Raw genomic sequence first — 17,087 nt, 5'->3', positions numbered from 1 at the left:
CGCATGGCGTATTTCAGGACGCCAGCCGTGCCGCGCGCAGGATCAGCCCGGCCGCGTTGACCCGCAGGCGCGCAACCTCCTGGCACAGGCGGCAATTGAAGTTGCCCAGCTGCTGGTCGGCGCAGCCGAGAAGATCCTCGGCCACGCTTTGCAGCTGGCTCGCCAGCGCCGCCCGCACCGAGGCGCCGGACGCATGGTTGAGGGCGTCGGTAAGGCGGCGCATTTCGGCCTCCTGCGGCGCGAAGACGCCGGCCGGACAGATGATGCGCGCCGCGGCCACCGCTGCGCTCACGGCGCATCCTCCATCACCTGGTCGCGCAGATAGCGGCGCGTGCGGTGATAGCTGGTGACATTGCCGACGGGGTCGAGCGTGATGCGATAGGCTGCCAGCAGGTCGGTCGAAGACGGGATGCGCTTCAGCTCCAGCAGATTGACCGTCATCTCCCACCCGCCGTCGGTGGCATTGAATTCGGAAACGCTGTCGGCAGAGAAACCCGTCAGTTCCTGCACCTGCGTCTTCACATTGCGGATCAGTTCCAGTGTCGTCGCCATGCCTAGTCTCCTGGCTCCGCGCGGCCATACCGCGGGCCTTCACCTGTGCAGAGGATTGTCTGCGTGCCGAGCGAAGCCTTGGCTCTGCTCGGTCGCCGGTATTCGCTAGAGGCCGCTGCGCATGCGTTCGCGGGCGATTTTCAGGCGCTCCAGCAGAACCGTTTCCTGCGTCTCATAGGCGTCCTCGTCGATGTCGCCGGCCTCAAGCTTCTGCTCCAGGTCCAGCAGAGCGGCGCGGATGACGCCCTCATCATAGAGGGTGCGCTCGGCCTGCTCGGCGATGATGCGGGCCAGCCAAAGCACCCCTTTGAGGGGGCCCACGGCTGGCGCGAAGACGACATCTGTCAGCATGCCCATGGTGCCTCCTCCTACCAGTGAATGGTGATGGTGACGAAGTTGTAGGGCGGTACCGGGCCGACATATTTGAAGGTCAGCCGCCCGCCCCATGCTTCATCCATGGCGCGAATGCTGGCATCGAGCCGGGATTCGACGGCCGCATCAACGAGGAACGCGGCGTTGATCACCATGCGGTCGCCGATGACCTTGTTGAGGCGTGTCTTGTGCACGAAGGGGCGCACCCGCTCCAGGATGCGCTCCTCGTCGTCCTGGCGCTTGCGCTGCAGTGCCTGACCGATCAGCTCGCCGAGCTGGATGCGCTCGTAATGGCTCTTGTCCGGCGAGCGGCCGACCAGGGAATCGCGCAGCTTGCGGATGGCCGGGCTCTCCGCCAGCACCTCCTCGAAAATGATCTCTTCCCGCCACGACGCCTTGAGCCCGAGTTCCATCCGCCCGTGCATCTGGCCCAGCAGGCCGGCGAGTTCGTCGCGGCGCTCGCGCAGGATCTTCTCTACGATGATCTCGGCGTCCGACCCGACCGTGCCGAAACACACCGGCAGCAGCGTGTGACGCGCCATCACCTCTTCCAGCACCTTCGTGTGGGCGAGCATGTTGCGGCGGCTGTTGTCGTAGTCGATGCGGGGCGAATTGCTCACCACCGCCGCCAGCCGGCCGAGCGTGAGGGTGTGCACCTCGTCGCCCCGCCCACCTATGGCCGGGACGTCGAAGGTAGCGGGGGCCGGTGCCTCGATGATGCCGTAGAGATATTTACCTTCGGCCGCTGCGGTGGCCTCGGCGTTGGCAGTGCCGGGGGCGGAGAGGATGGCGCTCATGGCAGGCTTTCAGCGTTGGGCGGCGGCGATCCGGCCAGGCGCAGGCTGATGGGCGCGCCGCCAGCGGAGAGGAAATCGGAGAGGCGTCGGAGAATGCGCGAGCACCAGGCGACGATCGCCTCGGCGCCCCATTCTGGACGCAGGTGGAGGAAGCACTCGCGCAGGTCGCGGTAGATGCCTGCCACCTCGGCCGCCATCCGCGACATCAGCCCATCGACCAGCAGCGCCTCCAGTTTGGCGGCCTCGGCAGAACGTCCCGCCTCGACGAACGGAACGATCTCCAGCGCGAAGGGCAGGCTGATCTGCGCATCGGCAAGCCGCAGCAAGGGGCGCAGCTGTTCGTTGGGCAGCGTGCCCGCCGCAACCGCCGCGCCGGCGCGGCGCTCCAGTTCGACGCGCTGGGCCAAGTTGTTCACCGCCCGCGCCAGGGTGATGCGGTCGAGGTGGTGCAGGGCGTCGGCAAAGCCGGTGGCGATGCAATAGGCATTGGCGAGCAGCTCCGTCACCGCGCCGGTGGAGAGCGTGCGCCCGAGTTCGGCGGCGAGGGGGGCGAGGGCGGCCGGCCCGTCCGCTTCCACGTGCAAGCCGCGCGCGGCCGCTGTTGCCGGAGCTTCCGACAGCGGGTGCGCGTGCTCATGGGCGAGAAGGGCCTCTGCGGCGAGGCCGTCGCCCCAGAAGCCCTCCGCCACCATGATGTGGCGGTTGACGAAGACGAAGCATTCCATGGCGTGACGGGGATCGTAGAGATTGACCATGGGACGCTGGGGCAGACGAACGAGATCGTCGGCCATCAGCCGGTGGGTACGGGCCAGCTGGCCGACCAGCGGCGCCAGATCGTCGAGGACGAACAGCGTCACGGTCTCGTGCGGCCACACGCCCTGATCCACCAGCTTGCGCACCACGCGCTCTTCCGCCTGCACGATGGCCGAGATGTCGACCGCGCAGTCGGTCACGACCCGAACCTGGGCCGCACCGACGTTGAACGCGCCGACTCCCTCCGCCATGCAGGTCATCGGGTCAGACCTTTCGCAGCTTTACCTGAAGGATGCCGTTGCGATGGCTGCGCTCCAGCGAGGCCGGATCGATCGTGCCTGGCAGCGTCACCGTCTTGGCGTAGAGATGGCGGCCCGTGGTGGAGAGGGAGAGGCGGTTCTCTTCCAGCGAAAGCGAAATCTCGCTTTCCGCCACGCCGGGGATCTCGGCGGTGACGATCACCTCGTCATCTTCGTCGAACACATCGACCAGCGGCTCGCGGACATCGTCGACCGCCGGGCCTTTGGCGGTGGGATTGATGTTGCCGAAACGCCGGACCTGCGGGACGCCGCCAATGCCGGTGCGCAGGCTGAAGCCGTAGACGCCACGGGCCTGGTCGCCGAGACCCTTGACCTTGAACTCGCCCTCGCGCTGCACGTCCTCGGCCTTCTCGACCAGCGAGCCGAGCATCTCGACCAACCCGCCAAGACCGCGAAACGCCGCGCCGAGATCGGCCATGGCCTCGGATTTCGGGTCGCTGTCCAGCCGGGCGCCCGCCTTCTTGCGCGGGCCGTCGTCCTTGTCCTTGGTGTCGTCCTTGCGGGTCATGGTGCCACTCCCCTTCGCGGAACTGGAGGTTCTAGTACTCGATGAGTGCGTGTGAATGAGCGGTCGGCGTGGCGGCGGGTTCGTCGCGTTCCCGACGCCGACGTGGTGCCTGGGCCTCCCGCGGCGGGGAGGCGGGCGCATCGAGAAGCATCGTCCGCATCGTGGCGAGTTCCTCGTCGACCTTGGCCAGCATCCGCTCCGCCTCGGTCCGACGGGCGCTCCACGCCTCCAGCTCGCGCAAGAGGCGGGTGCGTTCGTTCTCCAGCCGCGCGAAGCGGCTGACCGCCTGCGTGCGATTGGAAGGCGTGGCGCGGGTAAGCCGGGTCTGTACCGTGGCGACGTCCCGCAGCCCCCGCGTGCGCGCTGACTTCTTCTCGGCGTTCATGGCAGCGCCCCCTCGACGCCGGCGCGAGCCCCGCCGCCGGCGCGCCGCGCGCGCGGCTTGGCCACCGACGGGCAATAGGTCTCGATGAGCGCGTAAAGCGCCGCACGACGCTGTTCGCGGGCGACGGCCTCGGCGCGCTGGCCGGAGAAGATCCGCGATTCCAGCGCATCCGAGCACAGCTGCACGAAGCGCGGATCGTCGACCGAAACGTCGAGGCCTTCCAGTGCCGCCACGCGGGCGATCATCAGGCTGGCGCGCATGGTGGGCGTCTGCTGATAGTCGCCGGAAGCGCGGAAGGCCCTTACCAGATCGATGATCCGTGCAGCGCTGGCTTCCGCCATGCCGGTGCGGGCGGACGCCACGGCCAGTTCCATCGCCCGGTCGGGATAGTCGACATCGATGGTGGCGAGCCGGTCGGCGAGGGCGTCCTGGCTGGCATGGACGCCGGCATATTCCTGCGGGTTGCTGGTGAAGATCGCCCGGAATTCGGGATGGACCTTGATGTAGCATTCCTCGCGCGCCTGCGCCGGCAGGAACAACATCCTCTCCTCGAACACGCCGAGCAGCACATTGTGCGTCTCCGGCCGCGAACGGGTGAACTCGTCATAGACGAGGGTGAAGCCTTCGCGGCAGGCCGTGGTCAGCCGATGATCGGTCCAGTGCTGGTTGGCGGTTTCTTCCAGCTTGGTGACGTTGTGGATGAACTGGTCCACCACCTTGCGATAGTGATAGCCGCGCTGCGAGCCGACGAGGTCGGCCGTGCCCAGTTCATTGTCGCCGGTAATGATGATGACCGGTCGTCCGAGCTGCGCCGCGACATGCAGCGCCAGCGTGGTCTTGCCGGTTCCCGCCGGGCCCCGGAAATGCAGGGGGTAGCCTGCATTGAGGAAGCCGAGCCCGCGCCGGGTCAGGTCACGGACCTGCTCGGTTTCGACAAAGCCGGAGCGCGGACGCGGTGTCAGCGCGGACGGGGTGGAACGTCCGCCGTTCTTCGACGCGCTCGTCGCCATTCCGGCGCCAAACCCGGACAGAACCGAAATCGGGTCCTTTGATGCGGCCTCACTGGTCATGCCGAAACTCCTCGTCGTTGCCCGAACACGCGGTTGCCGCTAGCTGCCGAGCGCCGGCGTCGCGAAGACGCCGGCGCTCGTGGTCGATGGACACGCCGTCGAAAGTCACGCGGACTTTCCGGACGTCGCCTTGTCGCCGGCCGGCTTGGAACCGGCGGGCTTGTTGTCTCCCGTGGACGTCGCCGGCTTGGCGGCCGCGCTGTCGGGCACGTCGGCCTTGAGCGCTTCCGGCTTCGCGGGCTCGGGCTTGGCCGTCTCGACCTTGGTGGCTTCCACCTTGACCGGCTCGGCCGGCGCGGCTTCTGCCGGGGCGGGAGCGGGCTTCACCGGCTCCTCGACGACCGCTGCCTTGACCGGCTCAGGCGTGGCGGGTTCCGCTTTGGCGGGCTCTGCCTTGGCAACCGGCGCGCTGGCGTGGGTCTTGGCGACCGACGTGGCGCGCCCGTGCCACAGGCTGGCGGCGTGCAGCCGGTCCTTGGTCAGGGCCGCGAGGAAAGCGAGGTTTTCCGCCGTCAGTTCCTGCACCGTCGTGCCGAGGTCCTTGCGGTCCTGCTGACGCTGACGAAGTGACTTGGCGGCTTCCGTGCTCCGCAGCGCCGATTGCGTGCCGAGCCATTTGCGGGAGTTGCCACGCAGGGACGTGAAGCCCTCGGCGAGCGCGCGGTTGAGGCGTGCAGCCTGCTGGACGCGCTCCTTGCGGTAACGATCGATCCGCTCATCCGCCTCGCCGAGGAGGATCGCGGTTCCAAGCTTGATAGTGCGCAATGCCTCGCCGAGGCGATGCTGCTGCTCCGAAGCCATCCGGCGCCGGGCAGCCTGCGCATCGCTGAGATGACGGGCAGTATCCTTGCGAATACGACCAAGCGCCCCGTGGCGCGCCTCGCGCGTGGAGGCAAGGGTCGCGACGGTGTTTGAAATCTGGCCGGCCAAAGACATGCTCGGATGCTCCTTGCCCAAGTTGACGGTGTTCTTGTCGTCGCCGCTGGATGCCCGTAAGGGCACTGCAGCCATCCAGGCTGGCGGACCACGTGCCGAAGTCACCGATCGGTCTGCACGCAGACCGATCGGTGCCGGCTTCTCGACCCTGCACGCAATGAGTCATGTCCTGCGGCAGGGTCAGTTCCGGGAGGTCGAGCCGAGCGGATCAGGCGATCCGTCGGGCACGGCCTCACGCGGCCTGGGCGCTCGCGGTGAGCCCGACGGCCTCGGCATACTTCAGGTAGGTGTCGACGCCGGCGACGACCACACGGGCCTCGACGGCCAGCAGCTCGATACCAACGAGCGAAACGCGAACCCAGGCATCGACCACCACGCCCTTGTCGAGGATACGATCCACGACTTCGGCGAGGCTGCTCGAGGCGTTGATCTTCTCTACGGCCATTTGAACCTCCTCAGAATGAAAGCTGGATAATTCCCGAATGTCACCGAACGAGCTCCGACAGAGCCTCCGACGGAGCCTTCGAGCGACGCAACACTGCGATGGACCCCACCCGGAGCGAAAGGCACATGATCCCCCCTCGGTGGCATGGAAACCCGCTTTGGCGGCGGATGAGCATGGTACCAGCAGGGGGTAGCCCCTCACCGGGCTAGGGAAAACCCGAGGGACGCCTCGGGGGGCGGTCGGTTGGACTGCTCAAGAACCGCTTCCCACTACATCAAGAGGTGGTATCATCCGGGGGCGACGGTGGGTCATTCAACCGGTGCGCGATGTCGGCTCGCGAAAGCCCAGGTGCTCGCCATTGCGATGCGACGAGTTGCGCCGAACGCTCGAAAGACATGATTGTGATCATGTCTCTTTAATGAAATAATCATTTGCATAATGCTGAATACGGCTGTACCGAAACAGCTGCTCTTCTATATTCAAAGCCCAACCGTCTAGCGATAAACGGTCTCGGGGGCGAGAGTTTATTGGGAAAATTGAAATGAAATCGTCAATAATCTTTGATGTCGACCCGGGAGACGTGGTGCGCCCGCCGAAGTCTGTCTCCCGGGCGCGCACCAGGAATCTGCCTTTAGGGGAGGCCGTCGATGCGGTGCTGGCTAATTTCCCCGAGGGCGTGATCAGCTTCAGGCGCGGTACGATACGTTCGGCCAATAGCGCCTTTTCCAGGCTTTTCGGCCTGACCCGCGCCCAGCTCATCGGTCGTCCCGTGCAGGGGATCCTCGCCCGCCTCGACTTCGCCCCCGGCGATATCGCGGCTCTGCTCTCGGAGGCGCCGGCGCAGGCCGAGGACATCGATCTGGTGCGGACCGCCGCGGGTCAGCCGCCGCAGGATCTGCGGGTGCGACGCTTCACCATAGAGGGCGCAGGGGCGGGGGCGTTGCGGGCGCTGTCCTTCCTCGACGAGACCTCGTGGCGGGCCACCCAGCGCTCCACCGAGGTGCTGGTGGAAGAACTTCTGCGCGCTGACCGTCAGGCAGCGCTTGGCGAGATGGCCATGGCGCTCGCGCATGAGATCAATCAGCCCCTGGGCGCCATCGTCAATTTCGCCGGTGCTGCCCGCCGCTCGCTCACCGGGCGGGCCGTGCGGGCCGGCGAACTGGACGAGGTGCTCATCAATATCGGCGCCGAGGCGGCCCGGGCCGGCGATGTGGTCAAGAGCCTGCGCTCCTTTCTCAAGGGCGCGCCGCAGCCCTCCACCGATGCCTGCCTGAACGCGGCGGTGAAAGTGGTTCTTGGCTTTGCCGAGCCGGCGATGCGCGAGCAATCGATCGATTTCCGGCTGCATCTTGCACCGGAGCTGCCGCCGGTGCAGGGCGACCAGATCATTCTCCAGCAGATTCTCCTCAACCTGGTGACGAATGCCATCCAGGCCATGGGGCCGCAGCCGCTCGGCCGGCGCCACCTCGACATTCGCACCACGCGCGAGGGCGCGTCAAAGGTGCGGGTCGATGTGCGCGACACTGGAATCGGCCTGCCGGCAGAGCTTGGCGAGCGGATTTTCGAGCCCTTCATCACCACCAAGGTGAACGGCTCCGGGCTCGGCCTGTCCATCGCCCGCACGCTGGCCCAGCGACTGGGCGGCACCATCGAGGCGGCGGCGGAGCCGGGCGAAGGCAGTCGTTTCACCATTCGCCTGCCTTGCCGCGGCGAAGATGAGGCGAACGATGCGTGAGCCGGCCGTCTATATTGTCGATGATGATCCCGGTTTAAATGCTTCTCTTGCGGCGCTGTTTCGGTCGGTAGGCCTGAAGACCGAGATGTTCCAGCATCCCCAGCCCTTTCTGGAGCTTTCCCATATCAGCCGGCCGTCCTGCCTGTTGCTCGACGTACGTTTGCCCGGCATCAACGGTATCGAGGTGCTGGAACAGGTGGGGCGGATCGGCTGGACCATGCCGGTATTGATGATCAGCGGCCATGCCGATGTGGTGATGGCGGTGCGGGCGCTGCATGCGGGCGCCCGCGATTTCCTGGAGAAGCCGGTCAACGATACCGTCCTCCTCCAGCTGGTGCAGCACTGGATACGCTGGGATTCGCAGAACTATGCCTGCGAGCTGATCTGCGACGACATTCGCGCCAAGCTGGCGACGCTGACCGAGCGCGAGCAATCGGTGCTGCAATGCATGCTGCGCGGCCAGCCGAACAAGGTGGCGGCGCATGCGCTGAATCTCAGCGTCAAGGCGGTCGAGGGGCATCGCATCAACCTGCTGCACAAGATGGGCGTGCAGTCGCCGGTCGAGCTGGTTCGCATGGTCAGCAGCTGCCCCAAGGCGGCGCACAACCCGATGCGCTGCTCACGGGATGCGGGCGGCCGGGGTGGGGCGGAATATGGCTGCCCCATACTGCGCAAACCACGCTAGCTTTGCCCGCATGCCAGTGGCGGGCATCGGTTCCCGGCACTGGCGGGGCGTTGTGGCGCGGGAAAAGGGTCGTCAGGCCGTGGCCCGGCCGGCAGGCCCTTGCACGTGACATGAAACAGCGGGATAGCCTAGCGCCGTGCGTTCGGCCTGGGTCGTCGGGCGCCGGAGCGCATGCCTTCAACCGGATGAACGCTATGTCACTGTCTCGCCTCAAGGCCGTCGTTTTCGACTGGGCCGGCACCGTCGTCGATTTCGGATCGCTCGCCCCGATGGGCGCCTTTGTCGATGCCTTCGCCGAGTTCAGTGTCGCGATTAGCATTGACGAGGCGCGCGTGCCGATGGGCATGGCCAAGCGCCCGCATGTTGCGGCGCTGCTGGCCATGCCGCGCATCGCCGGCGAATGGCAGCGCGTGCATGGCCACGCCCCCACCGAGGCGGACATCGACGCGGTCTACGCGGTGTTCGTGCCGAAGAACATCGCCGTGGCGGCGAGCTACGCCGATCTCATCCCCGGCGCGGCGGAGACGGCGGCCGCGGTGCGTGCGAAGGGGCTGAAGATCGGCAGCACCACCGGCTATACCCGCGAGATCATGGCGCGGATCACCCCGGTCGCCGCCGCGCAGGGCTTCACCGCCGACGCCATGGCCTGCACTGGCGACGTTCCGGACGGGCGCCCGACGCCCTTCCTGATGTGGAAGGTGCTGACCGAGCTTGAGGTCTACCCGCCTTGGGCGGTGGTCAAGATCGACGATACCGAGGTCGGCATCAGCGAGGGGCTCAATTGTGGCGCCTGGACCGTGGGCGTTGCCGTCACCGGCAATGTCTTCGGCCTGTCTCGGGCCGACACTGACGCCCTCTCGGCGCATGACTTTGCAGCGCGGAGGGCGCAGGCAGTGGGCAAGCTTGCCTCGGCTGGGGCGCATTATGTGATCGATGGCGTCGCCGACCTGCTGCCGGTGCTGGCCATCATCAATGGCCGCCTCGCCCGGGGCGAGCGCCCCTGAGCGTCACGGCGCCCGGCCCCCTCCGGAGGGGGCGCTAACGGAACCGGAAGGCCTGCATGAGCGTTCGCGCTGTGCTCCAGAGGTCTTCCGTGTCGCCATCCATCTCCCCGCTCCGTCTTGGTCTCACCCGCCTGCTCGAACAGCAGGCCAGCTTCTCGCGCTTCGCGCCGCGCGTGGTGGTCGCGGTGCCTGCCCGCGACGAAGAAGGGCGAATCGAGCGCTGTCTCGCCGCGCTTGCCGGACAGCGCCAGGCAAAGGGCGGTTGCGAAGACTTCGGGGTGCTGGTTCTGGCGAATAATTGCCGCGACCATACCGTGCCCCGGGCGCGAACCTTCCTTGCCGCTGCCGGCCTGCCGCATCGGGTTCTCAGCCTCGATGTTCCGCCCGCCCATGCCAATGCCGGCCTTGCACGCGGGCTGGCGCTCGACCTTGCCGGCACCTGGGTCGAGCGCGGCGGGACTCAGGGGGCGTTGCTGACCACGGATGCCGATACGGTGGTGGCGCCGGACTGGCTGGCGCGCAATCTCGCCGGGCTTTCGGCCGGGTGCGGGGCCGTCGCCGGACGCTTCGAGCTCGATCCGGTCGAAGCGGCGGCGCTGCCATCGGCGCTCCGGCGCCGCCGCCGGATTGAGGCCGCTTATGAGGCGGCGCTGCTGGCGCTGGCTGGGCGGCTCGACCCGCTGCCGCACGATCCCTGGCCGAACCACTGGACCGCATCCGGCGCCAGCTTCGCCGTGAGCCTTGCCGCCTATCGCCGGATTGGTGGCCAGCCGGAGGTCGACGTTGGCGAGGACCGGGCGCTGGCAGAGGCGTTGGCGCGCCATGACATCCCGATCCGGCACGACCCCGACATCCTCGTCACCACCTCGGCGCGGCTGGAGGGGCGGGCGAGTGGCGGTTGCGCCGCCACGCTGCGCCAGCGGCTCGAAAACCACGATCTGCCTGGCGACGACAAGCTGGAGGCGCTTCCCCTTGCCCTGCATCGCATGGTGCTGCGGCTTCGCCTGCGGCGGGCCGTCGCCGAAGGTTTTGACGCGCGGGCATGGGAGCACCGTCTGGCCTTGCCGGCCGGCACGCTGGAGAGCCCGACGCGTCTGCGATTCGGCGAGGCCTGGGCGAGGGCGGAGGCACGCAGCCCGCATCTCGCGCCGCGTCCGTTGCGGCCCTCGCAGATGGAACTCCATCTCATCGCCGCTCGCGAACTGCTGCGGACGCTCAATCGTGCCTCACGCGGCGACGAGCAAGTCCAGGCGATAATCCTCGGTGCGCTGCTGAGTTATCGGCGCCAGGGTGCCGGCGGTCGCCGCGATGAAGAGCTCGGCAGCGTCATCGCCTGAGAGCGGATAATCCGTCTCCCGCACCCAATGAACCAGCTCGACATGGGCGCCGGGGCGGAGCGCACCCGTCACCCGCGCCGCGAGCCGCGACACGTCAGGTGGGCTAAGGTAGTAAATAACCTCCGACAACAGGATGAGGTCGAACGTTCCAGGGGGCCACGCGGCAGGTGCGCTGGCCTGCAGGAAAGCGACCTGGGCGAGACCGCGGCAGCGCTGGCGCGCCTGTTCCAATGCGACGGCCGCCGGTTCCATCGCGATCAGCTCATCGCAACGGGAAGCCAGCCGCTCGGTCAGCACGCCGATGGAACAGCCGATCTCCAGCGCCCGCACGTAGCGCGGATGGGGTAGGGCGGACAGGGTCGCCGTATATTTCGCCTGCTCATAGAGACTGGTCTCGAACGACCATGGGTCGGGCGTGCGTTCATAGAGTGTGTCGAAATAGGTGGTGGGCAGGGAGGGATTCATAGCGGGCACTCGATGAAGGTTTCCCAGTCCGTGTCGAAACGCGCCAACATGCCCGGCGTGAGCCGGAACCCCTTGGGATCGTCGACGATCAGCGCCGTGGTCTGCGAGGCATGGGCGGCGATGGCGCGCCGCTTCGCCGGCAGGTGATCGGCGATACGGACCCTCACGCCGCGCGGGGACTCCCCCGGCATCGGCATTTGCGGCGGCAGGGTGAGTCCCCAGATCGGGTATTCCCAAAGTGTCGCGCCGGGCACGCGCCGCACCGCCGCCCGTGCCAGCGCGAAGCTGGCCTTGTGGTCGCCATGCGGGTCGTGCCGCCAGGTGACGGCGACCACGTCCGCAGCGGCGGCGAGGGTGGCGATGCGATCGCAGGCCTGTTCCGCCTCGCGCCCTGTCATCGGCACATGGCGATCGGGCAGGCCGGCGAAATGCACATGCGATGGCCCGACGCCGAGCGCCGCCGCGGCCATGATCGCCTCCTGCTGGCGCAGCTTGGCGAGAATCGGGGCCGAAAACAGGGTCGAGCCTGGATGCGAGCCGGCGCCATCGCTGACGATGAGGATGGTGACCGGAAGGCCGGCCGCGCGACAGGCGGCGATGAGGCCGCCGCAGCCCAGGCTTTCATCGTCGGGATGCGGCGCGACGACGAGGAAGCCACGACGGACGAAATCCGCCGGCTCGATTTCCGGGAAGGTGGTCATCGCTTCCAACGCCGCGCCGAGGGTCAGGCTCATCGCCAGAGGTCTCCCGTTGCCTCGTCGCGGAAAGCATGCGCAGCGCCGGCGCACAAGGCGCGGTCCGGCGCCGGCTGGCGCAGATAGGTGGCAAGATCCCGGCATAGGCGCTCAAGCGGATGGGTGCGCAGAAAGCCGGCGAGGCCGACCGAACGCTGCACCCGCTCCAGCGTCTCGAGCCCGCTGCGCTCTACCGCCGAACGCGCTAGGTTCACATAGGCGACGGCACGCTCCGCTGCTTCCGGCGTGTCGGCCACCCCGGCCGCCTCGGCCAGACGGGCGGCTTGCCCAACCCACAGCCGGGCCGTCTCGGCGGCAATCAGCGCCTCGCCCATGCGCGCGAGCTGATGGGGGTCCTCGTGCCGGCCGTTGGCGTGCAGGAAGTCCTTCGCCTCGTCGACCAGCCGCTCAATGCCACCGAGCTGGACGGCGCAGAAGCGCCAGGCACCGGCGGAGAAATGCGGCTGCCGGTGATAGTCACCCGCGCCGCCGAGAATATCCTCCGGCGCCACGGCCAGCCCGCTGAAGCGGAAGCTGCCGGTGGCCGAGGCGCGCATGCCGTGAGCCCGCCAGTCGGAGAGGTCAGCGCGATCAGCGTCGTCCAGTTGAGGCAGCACCATCCGCCATGCGCCGTCCGGGTCACGGGCGGTAATCAGCGGGCAGGCGACATGGCCGGCGCCGGAGGCGAAAGTCTTGCTGCCGACAAGGCGCAGCGCGTCACCCTCGCGCACCAGCCGCACCCCCTCTACGCCCTCGGTGTTCCACACGCCGAACAGCGCCCCCTCGGTCGCGCGCCTTTGCGCACGCCGAATTTGTTCGCGCGTGCCGTAGCGGATAATCAGCGCCGCCGCATTGACGTGTCCCTCGTAAAGCCGCCCAAGCGGCAGGCCGCCATGGCCGACGAGGCGCAGCACTTCGGCCAGTTCGTCCGGCGCGCCGATGGCGATGCCGGCCGCCTCGCTCGTGCCGAAGGGCGCGGTGAGGGCGCCAATGGCGGCGAGGCGGGCAATGTCCTGCGTCGGGAAGCTGCCGTCCTCGTCCAGCGCTGCTGTGTGGCGGGCGAGGCGGCGCAGATCGCCGAGCAGCGATTCATGTCCCCTGGTGCGGTTGGCCGCGATGTCGAGCATGTGCGTGTCCCCTTTGGTCGGGGACAAGTGGCGGCAGCGACCCCAGGTTCCGGAGCAGGAATCGGGTGGCGGCGAAAACCCACGCGGGGGAGGCTAGGCCCTCACGGTGCCGGGCTGGCCGGCTCGCTCGCATCATGCTGCCGGAGGAAGTCGGAGACCACCTTCAGGCAGGCCTCCTTTTCCTCGACATGCGGCATGTGGCTGGAGTCGGGAAACAACGTCCAGCGTATATCAGGCACCTTCTCACGATAGGGCCGCACGACTTCGGGCGTGGCCTCGTCATGCGCACCTGATATCAGCAGCGTCGGGGCGGCGATCTGCGGCAGCCGGTCTTCGATGGTCCAGTCCTTCATCGTGCCGATGACGTGGAACTCGGTTGGTCCGTTCATGTGGCGATAGACCGTGTTATCGGCGTCCATCGCCGCGAAGGTCCGGGCGACCTCCTCCGGCCAGGGCGTCACCCGGCATACATGGCGGTCGTAGAACGCCATTGAGGCCTTGATGTAGTCCGGATGGGACAGCGTGCCGGCCGCCTCGTGCACGAGAAGCGTCGACTGCACCTCGGCGGGCAAGTCGCGGCGCAGGCGGTTCGCTTCGGCGACCCAAGTGTGCATGTTGGCGGGGGAATTGGCGATGACGAGCGCTTTCAACCCTTCGGGCCGCCGCACTGCGTGCTCGGCGCCCAGCATGCCGCCCCAGGACTGGCCGAGAAAGGCGTAGCGCTGAGCGATGCCCAGATGGGCGAGCAGCGCGTCAAGCTCGGCCAGAAAGAGGTCGACGGTCCAGAAATCCGGCCCCTTCTCCGGCAGGTGGGTCGACTTGCCATTGCCGAGCTGGTCGTAATGGATGACGGCGCGGCCATCGAGCGCGGCGATATCCTTGAAGGAATCGACATAGTCATGGGTGCAGCCGGGGCCGCCATGCGCCACCACCAGCGGCAGGCGCGGGCTGTCGAGGGCCCCGGTCACGCGGTACCAGGTCTGATATCCCCGGAAGGACAGGAACCCCTCCACGCTGCCCACTGCGTTCATGCCTGATCTCCCTGCCGCCCGTGTCGATGGCGAGGAAAATAGGCAGTCGGCGAAGGGTGCGGCAGCTATCAGAAGTGATAGGCGGGAAGGGGATGGCGCAGGGTCAATCCAGCAGGCGCAGGCGCGCCGCCCGCACCGCCGCCTGGGTGCGGTTCTTCGCCTGCAATTTGCGCATCGCGGCGTTGAGATGCATCACCACGGTGGGCACGGAGCGGCCGAGCGCGCGCGAAATCTCCTTCGCGGATAGTCCCTCCGCAGCATGGCGCAGGCATTCGCGCTCACGGGCGGTCAGGCGGGGTATGCCGTCGAGCCGGCGGTCTTCCCGTAGCGCGCCGTGGGCGGCGTGCTGGAACAGGTGCGCCAGCAGGCCGAATTCGCCCAGGCACTGCTTGGCCTCGCGCTCGGCGAAACCCCTATCGCCGCAGCGTATGCCGGTGATGGTAGCGTAGTCGCCGCCGGGCATGTGCACCGGCACGGTGACGCCGGCGCTCATGCCGCGCGCGGCGAGGAAATCGGCCACCGGGGCGCTGTCCTCGTTCATGAAGGCCCGGATCAGGGTCTCGGCCCGTGCGTCATAGTTCCAGACGAAGGGCCGTGTGGTGCCGAGCGCCACCTTCTGCACCGGATCGAGGCGGAAATAACCCTGGCCGAACCAGTAGTCGCGCATGGATTCGTCCACATTGCGCAGCTCCAGCACGGACGGCATCATCTGGGCGCCATCGAGGTCGAAGCGCGCCGGGGTGTAGTCGTAGATCAGCGCGTCGAAGCCGAAGCCGTGCATGGCTTCAAACAAGAGATCGACCTGCGCGCCCAGCGTCGTGGCCGCGTCCAGCCGCTGTTCGATCATTCCGATATCGGCACCCATTGCCCGAGCGTCCCCCGCTTCTGCGGCCAAACCTATCACTTCTGATAGCTGGTTTGGACTCCCGTTTTCTCTACGAATTGAGCATGCCTTTTTGTTGAGCAGGGACGGGCCGGACGATGTGGCGGGAGATTGAGCCGCATGAGCGGCATGAGGTGAGCCTTGGGGAGCACCGCGTGGTGGCTTATTCCTTCGGCACCGGCGAGGAGACCGTTTTCCTGCTCAATGGTGGGCCGGGGCTGGCCTGCGACTATCTGCGCGAGGCGCATTCCTGCCTGATCGATCAGGGCTACCGTGTTGTGGCCTTCGACCAGCTCGGCACAGGCGCCGCCGACCGGCCGACGGATCCGTCACTGTGGACCATCGAACGCTATGTCGAGGAGACCGAGACGGTGCGCACCGCACTCGGACTCGGCAAGGTGCATCTGCTCGGCCATAGCTGGGGCGGCTGGCTCGCCATCGACTATGCGTTGGCCTACCCCCACGCGCTGAAAAGCCTGATCCTCGCCGACACGGTGGCGGACATGCCGCACTTGGTGAGCGAGCTGGAGAAGCTGCGCGCCGCGCTTGGGCCGGAAACGGTGGCGATGATGCAGAAGCATGAGGCCGCCGGCACTTTCGATCATCCCGAATACCAGGCGGCCATCACCCTTTTGAACTACCGCCATGTCTGCCGCCTGCCGGAATGGCCGGCGCCGGTGCAGCGCTCGCTGGCCGACTGGAACATGGGCCCCTATGGCACCATGCAGGGCCCGAATGAGTTCCTCTATACCGGCAATCTGAAGGACTGGAACCGCATTCCCGACCTGCCGCGCATCAGCGTGCCGACCCTGATCGTGGTGGGCGAGCGCGACGAGCTGACCCCGGCCTGCGCCATGCGGATGAAGAACGCTCTGCCGCAGGCGCGGATCAATGTCGTCGCCAATGCCAGCCATATGCCGTTTTACGAGAACCCGGCCGGCTATTACCCGCCTCTGCTCGACTTCCTCGCCAGCGTATCGCGATAGAGATGCACCGCTATTCCTTTATCCTGATGCGGCCGCTGCAATTCGTGCCGGTCGTGTTCGGCGTCAGCCTCATCACCTTCATCTTGGTGCGGATGATCCCCGGCGATCCGGCGCGGGTGCTGCTGGGCGCGCGCGCCACGCCGACCGCCATCGCCAATATCCGCGCGCAGTTCGGCCTCGATGAGCCTTTGTGGCTGCAATATCTGTATTTCCTGCGCAATCTCGCCAATGGCGAGATGGGCATGTCGATCGTCTACCGCATCGACGTGCTGCGGTTGATCGGCACCCGCATCGAGCCGACCTTCGCGCTCATCCTGTGCAGCGTGCTGCTTTCCATCCTCATCGCCGTGCCGCTCGCGGCGATTGCCGCCCGCAACCAGGGCCGGCCGGTCGACCACGCGATCCGCTTCGTCTCCACTTTCGGCATCGGCTTTCCCCCCTTCTGGCTGGGGCTGATGCTGATCATGCTGCTGGCGGTGAGATTTCCCATCTTCCCCGTCTCCGGCTATGGCGAGACGCTGGGCGACAAGCTGGCGCATCTGGTTCTACCCGCGCTCACCATCGCCCTGTCGCTGTCCACCGTGCTGCTGCGCTCGCTGCGCGCGGCCATGGTCGACTGGCTGAAATCGGACGTCGCCACCGCCGCCCGGGCGCGCGGCATGCCCGAATCCATCGTGTTCTGGCGGCATGTACTGCCCAATTCCATCGCCCCCACCATTAACCTGTTGGCGGTGAACATCGGCTGGCTGATCGGCGGCACGGTGGTGATCGAGAGCATTTTCGCCCTGCCTGGCATGGGGCAATTGCTGGTGCGCGCCATTTTCTCGCGCGATTACATGGTGGTGCAGGGCATCGCCATGGTGTTCGCCTGCGCCACCGTGCTGGTAAACTTCCTCGCCGACATCGCCACCGTCGCCGCCGATCCCAGGGTGAAGCTGTGAGCGCGCCCGTCTCCACCCAGC

At 67.2% G+C, this 17,087-nt stretch carries 21 protein-coding genes; 6 read left to right on the top strand and 15 right to left on the bottom strand.

From position 1 onward, the window contains the following. Positions 1-13: 13 nt before the first annotated feature. From J2S76_RS02600 to gvpA, 10 genes are all read right to left on the bottom strand, one after another. Positions 14-292, bottom strand: a complete 279-nt coding sequence (locus tag J2S76_RS02600; protein WP_307057230.1) for a hypothetical protein — start codon at positions 290-292, stop codon at positions 14-16. After that, positions 289-552, bottom strand: a complete 264-nt coding sequence (locus J2S76_RS02595) for a gas vesicle protein GvpO (RefSeq protein ID WP_018390774.1) — start codon at positions 550-552, stop codon at positions 289-291. The genes J2S76_RS02600 and J2S76_RS02595 overlap by 4 nt, the downstream gene beginning before the upstream one ends. Positions 553-657: 105 nt before the next feature. Continuing rightward, positions 658-909, bottom strand: coding sequence for a gas vesicle protein GvpG (locus J2S76_RS02590; protein WP_307057228.1), 252 nt, complete (start codon positions 907-909; stop codon positions 658-660). A gap of 11 nt (positions 910-920) precedes the next feature. After that, complete coding sequence (locus J2S76_RS02585; protein ID WP_307057226.1) at positions 921-1,721, bottom strand: GvpL/GvpF family gas vesicle protein; 801 nt, start codon at positions 1,719-1,721, stop codon at positions 921-923. Continuing rightward, complete coding sequence (locus tag J2S76_RS02580; protein WP_307057224.1) at positions 1,718-2,725, bottom strand: hypothetical protein; 1,008 nt, start codon at positions 2,723-2,725, stop codon at positions 1,718-1,720. Before J2S76_RS02580 ends, J2S76_RS02585 begins: the two co-directional genes overlap by 4 nt. Positions 2,726-2,738: 13 nt before the next feature. Then, a complete protein-coding gene (locus tag J2S76_RS02575) occupies positions 2,739-3,302 on the bottom strand; it encodes an Hsp20/alpha crystallin family protein (RefSeq protein WP_307057222.1) in 564 nt (187 codons plus the stop codon). Between the two features lie 31 nt (positions 3,303-3,333). After that, positions 3,334-3,687 (bottom strand): hypothetical protein, encoded by a 354-nt coding sequence (locus tag J2S76_RS02570; protein WP_307057220.1) that lies wholly within the window; start codon positions 3,685-3,687, stop codon positions 3,334-3,336. Next, positions 3,684-4,757, bottom strand: coding sequence for a gas vesicle protein GvpN (gene gvpN / locus J2S76_RS02565; protein WP_307057218.1), 1,074 nt, complete (start codon positions 4,755-4,757; stop codon positions 3,684-3,686). Before gvpN ends, J2S76_RS02570 begins: the two co-directional genes overlap by 4 nt. Before the next feature lie 105 nt (positions 4,758-4,862). Then, entirely contained in the window at positions 4,863-5,693 is an 831-nt protein-coding gene (locus tag J2S76_RS02560) for a hypothetical protein (RefSeq protein ID WP_307057216.1), read from the bottom strand. A 232-nt stretch (positions 5,694-5,925) separates the two neighbouring features. Next, positions 5,926-6,138 (bottom strand): gas vesicle structural protein GvpA, encoded by a 213-nt coding sequence (gene gvpA, locus J2S76_RS02555; RefSeq protein ID WP_018390783.1) that lies wholly within the window; start codon positions 6,136-6,138, stop codon positions 5,926-5,928. Positions 6,139-6,679: 541 nt separating this feature from the next. On the opposite strand from gvpA, the gene J2S76_RS02550 reads away from it, so the two are divergent. The 4 genes from J2S76_RS02550 to J2S76_RS02535 all read left to right on the top strand — a co-directional run bounded on the left by J2S76_RS02550 (position 6,680) and on the right by J2S76_RS02535 (position 10,899). Next, on the top strand, positions 6,680-7,873 hold the full coding sequence (locus tag J2S76_RS02550; protein WP_307057214.1) for a two-component system sensor histidine kinase NtrB: 1,194 nt from the start codon (positions 6,680-6,682) through the stop codon (positions 7,871-7,873). Further along, positions 7,866-8,558: a response regulator transcription factor gene (locus J2S76_RS02545; protein WP_307057212.1), complete on the top strand. Its 693-nt coding sequence runs from the start codon at positions 7,866-7,868 to the stop codon at positions 8,556-8,558. The genes J2S76_RS02550 and J2S76_RS02545 overlap by 8 nt, the downstream gene beginning before the upstream one ends. Positions 8,559-8,743: 185 nt before the next feature. Next, a complete protein-coding gene (phnX, locus tag J2S76_RS02540; protein WP_307057210.1) occupies positions 8,744-9,562 on the top strand; it encodes a phosphonoacetaldehyde hydrolase in 819 nt (272 codons plus the stop codon). Positions 9,563-9,618: 56 nt separating this feature from the next. Further along, on the top strand, positions 9,619-10,899 hold the full coding sequence (locus J2S76_RS02535) for a glycosyltransferase family 2 protein (protein ID WP_307057208.1): 1,281 nt from the start codon (positions 9,619-9,621) through the stop codon (positions 10,897-10,899). On the opposite strand, the gene J2S76_RS02530 is transcribed toward J2S76_RS02535, so the two are convergent. From J2S76_RS02530 to J2S76_RS02510, 5 genes are all read right to left on the bottom strand, one after another. Then, positions 10,789-11,364 (bottom strand): class I SAM-dependent DNA methyltransferase, encoded by a 576-nt coding sequence (locus J2S76_RS02530; protein ID WP_307057206.1) that lies wholly within the window; start codon positions 11,362-11,364, stop codon positions 10,789-10,791. The genes J2S76_RS02535 and J2S76_RS02530 overlap by 111 nt on opposite strands. After that, on the bottom strand, positions 11,361-12,098 hold the full coding sequence (locus J2S76_RS02525; protein ID WP_307057205.1) for a PIG-L deacetylase family protein: 738 nt from the start codon (positions 12,096-12,098) through the stop codon (positions 11,361-11,363). The genes J2S76_RS02530 and J2S76_RS02525 overlap by 4 nt, the downstream gene beginning before the upstream one ends. Further along, positions 12,095-13,225, bottom strand: a complete 1,131-nt coding sequence (locus J2S76_RS02520) for an acyl-CoA dehydrogenase family protein (protein ID WP_307057203.1) — start codon at positions 13,223-13,225, stop codon at positions 12,095-12,097. Before J2S76_RS02520 ends, J2S76_RS02525 begins: the two co-directional genes overlap by 4 nt. A 101-nt stretch (positions 13,226-13,326) precedes the next feature. Further along, entirely contained in the window at positions 13,327-14,256 is a 930-nt protein-coding gene (locus tag J2S76_RS02515; RefSeq protein WP_307057200.1) for a proline iminopeptidase-family hydrolase, read from the bottom strand. Positions 14,257-14,359: 103 nt separating this feature from the next. Continuing rightward, on the bottom strand, positions 14,360-15,121 hold the full coding sequence (locus tag J2S76_RS02510) for a helix-turn-helix transcriptional regulator (RefSeq protein WP_307057198.1): 762 nt from the start codon (positions 15,119-15,121) through the stop codon (positions 14,360-14,362). Positions 15,122-15,237: 116 nt separating this feature from the next. Here J2S76_RS02510 and J2S76_RS02505 point away from each other — a divergent pair, with 116 nt between their 5' ends. Together J2S76_RS02505 and J2S76_RS02500 are read left to right on the top strand one after the other, a co-directional pair. Continuing rightward, the gene (locus J2S76_RS02505; RefSeq protein WP_307057196.1) at positions 15,238-16,125 is read left to right on the top strand and encodes a proline iminopeptidase-family hydrolase; all 888 of its coding nucleotides are present in this window, start codon (positions 15,238-15,240) and stop codon (positions 16,123-16,125) included. Between the two features lie 2 nt (positions 16,126-16,127). Then, entirely contained in the window at positions 16,128-17,066 is a 939-nt protein-coding gene (locus J2S76_RS02500) for an ABC transporter permease (RefSeq protein ID WP_307057194.1), read from the top strand. Positions 17,067-17,087 lie beyond the last annotated feature (21 nt).

This window comes from Ancylobacter vacuolatus (assembly GCF_030813595.1).
Taxonomy (GTDB): domain Bacteria; phylum Pseudomonadota; class Alphaproteobacteria; order Rhizobiales; family Xanthobacteraceae; genus Ancylobacter; species Ancylobacter vacuolatus.
Note: the sequence above shows the minus strand (reverse complement) of the source record. Positions and strands in the feature narration are given on the sequence as shown.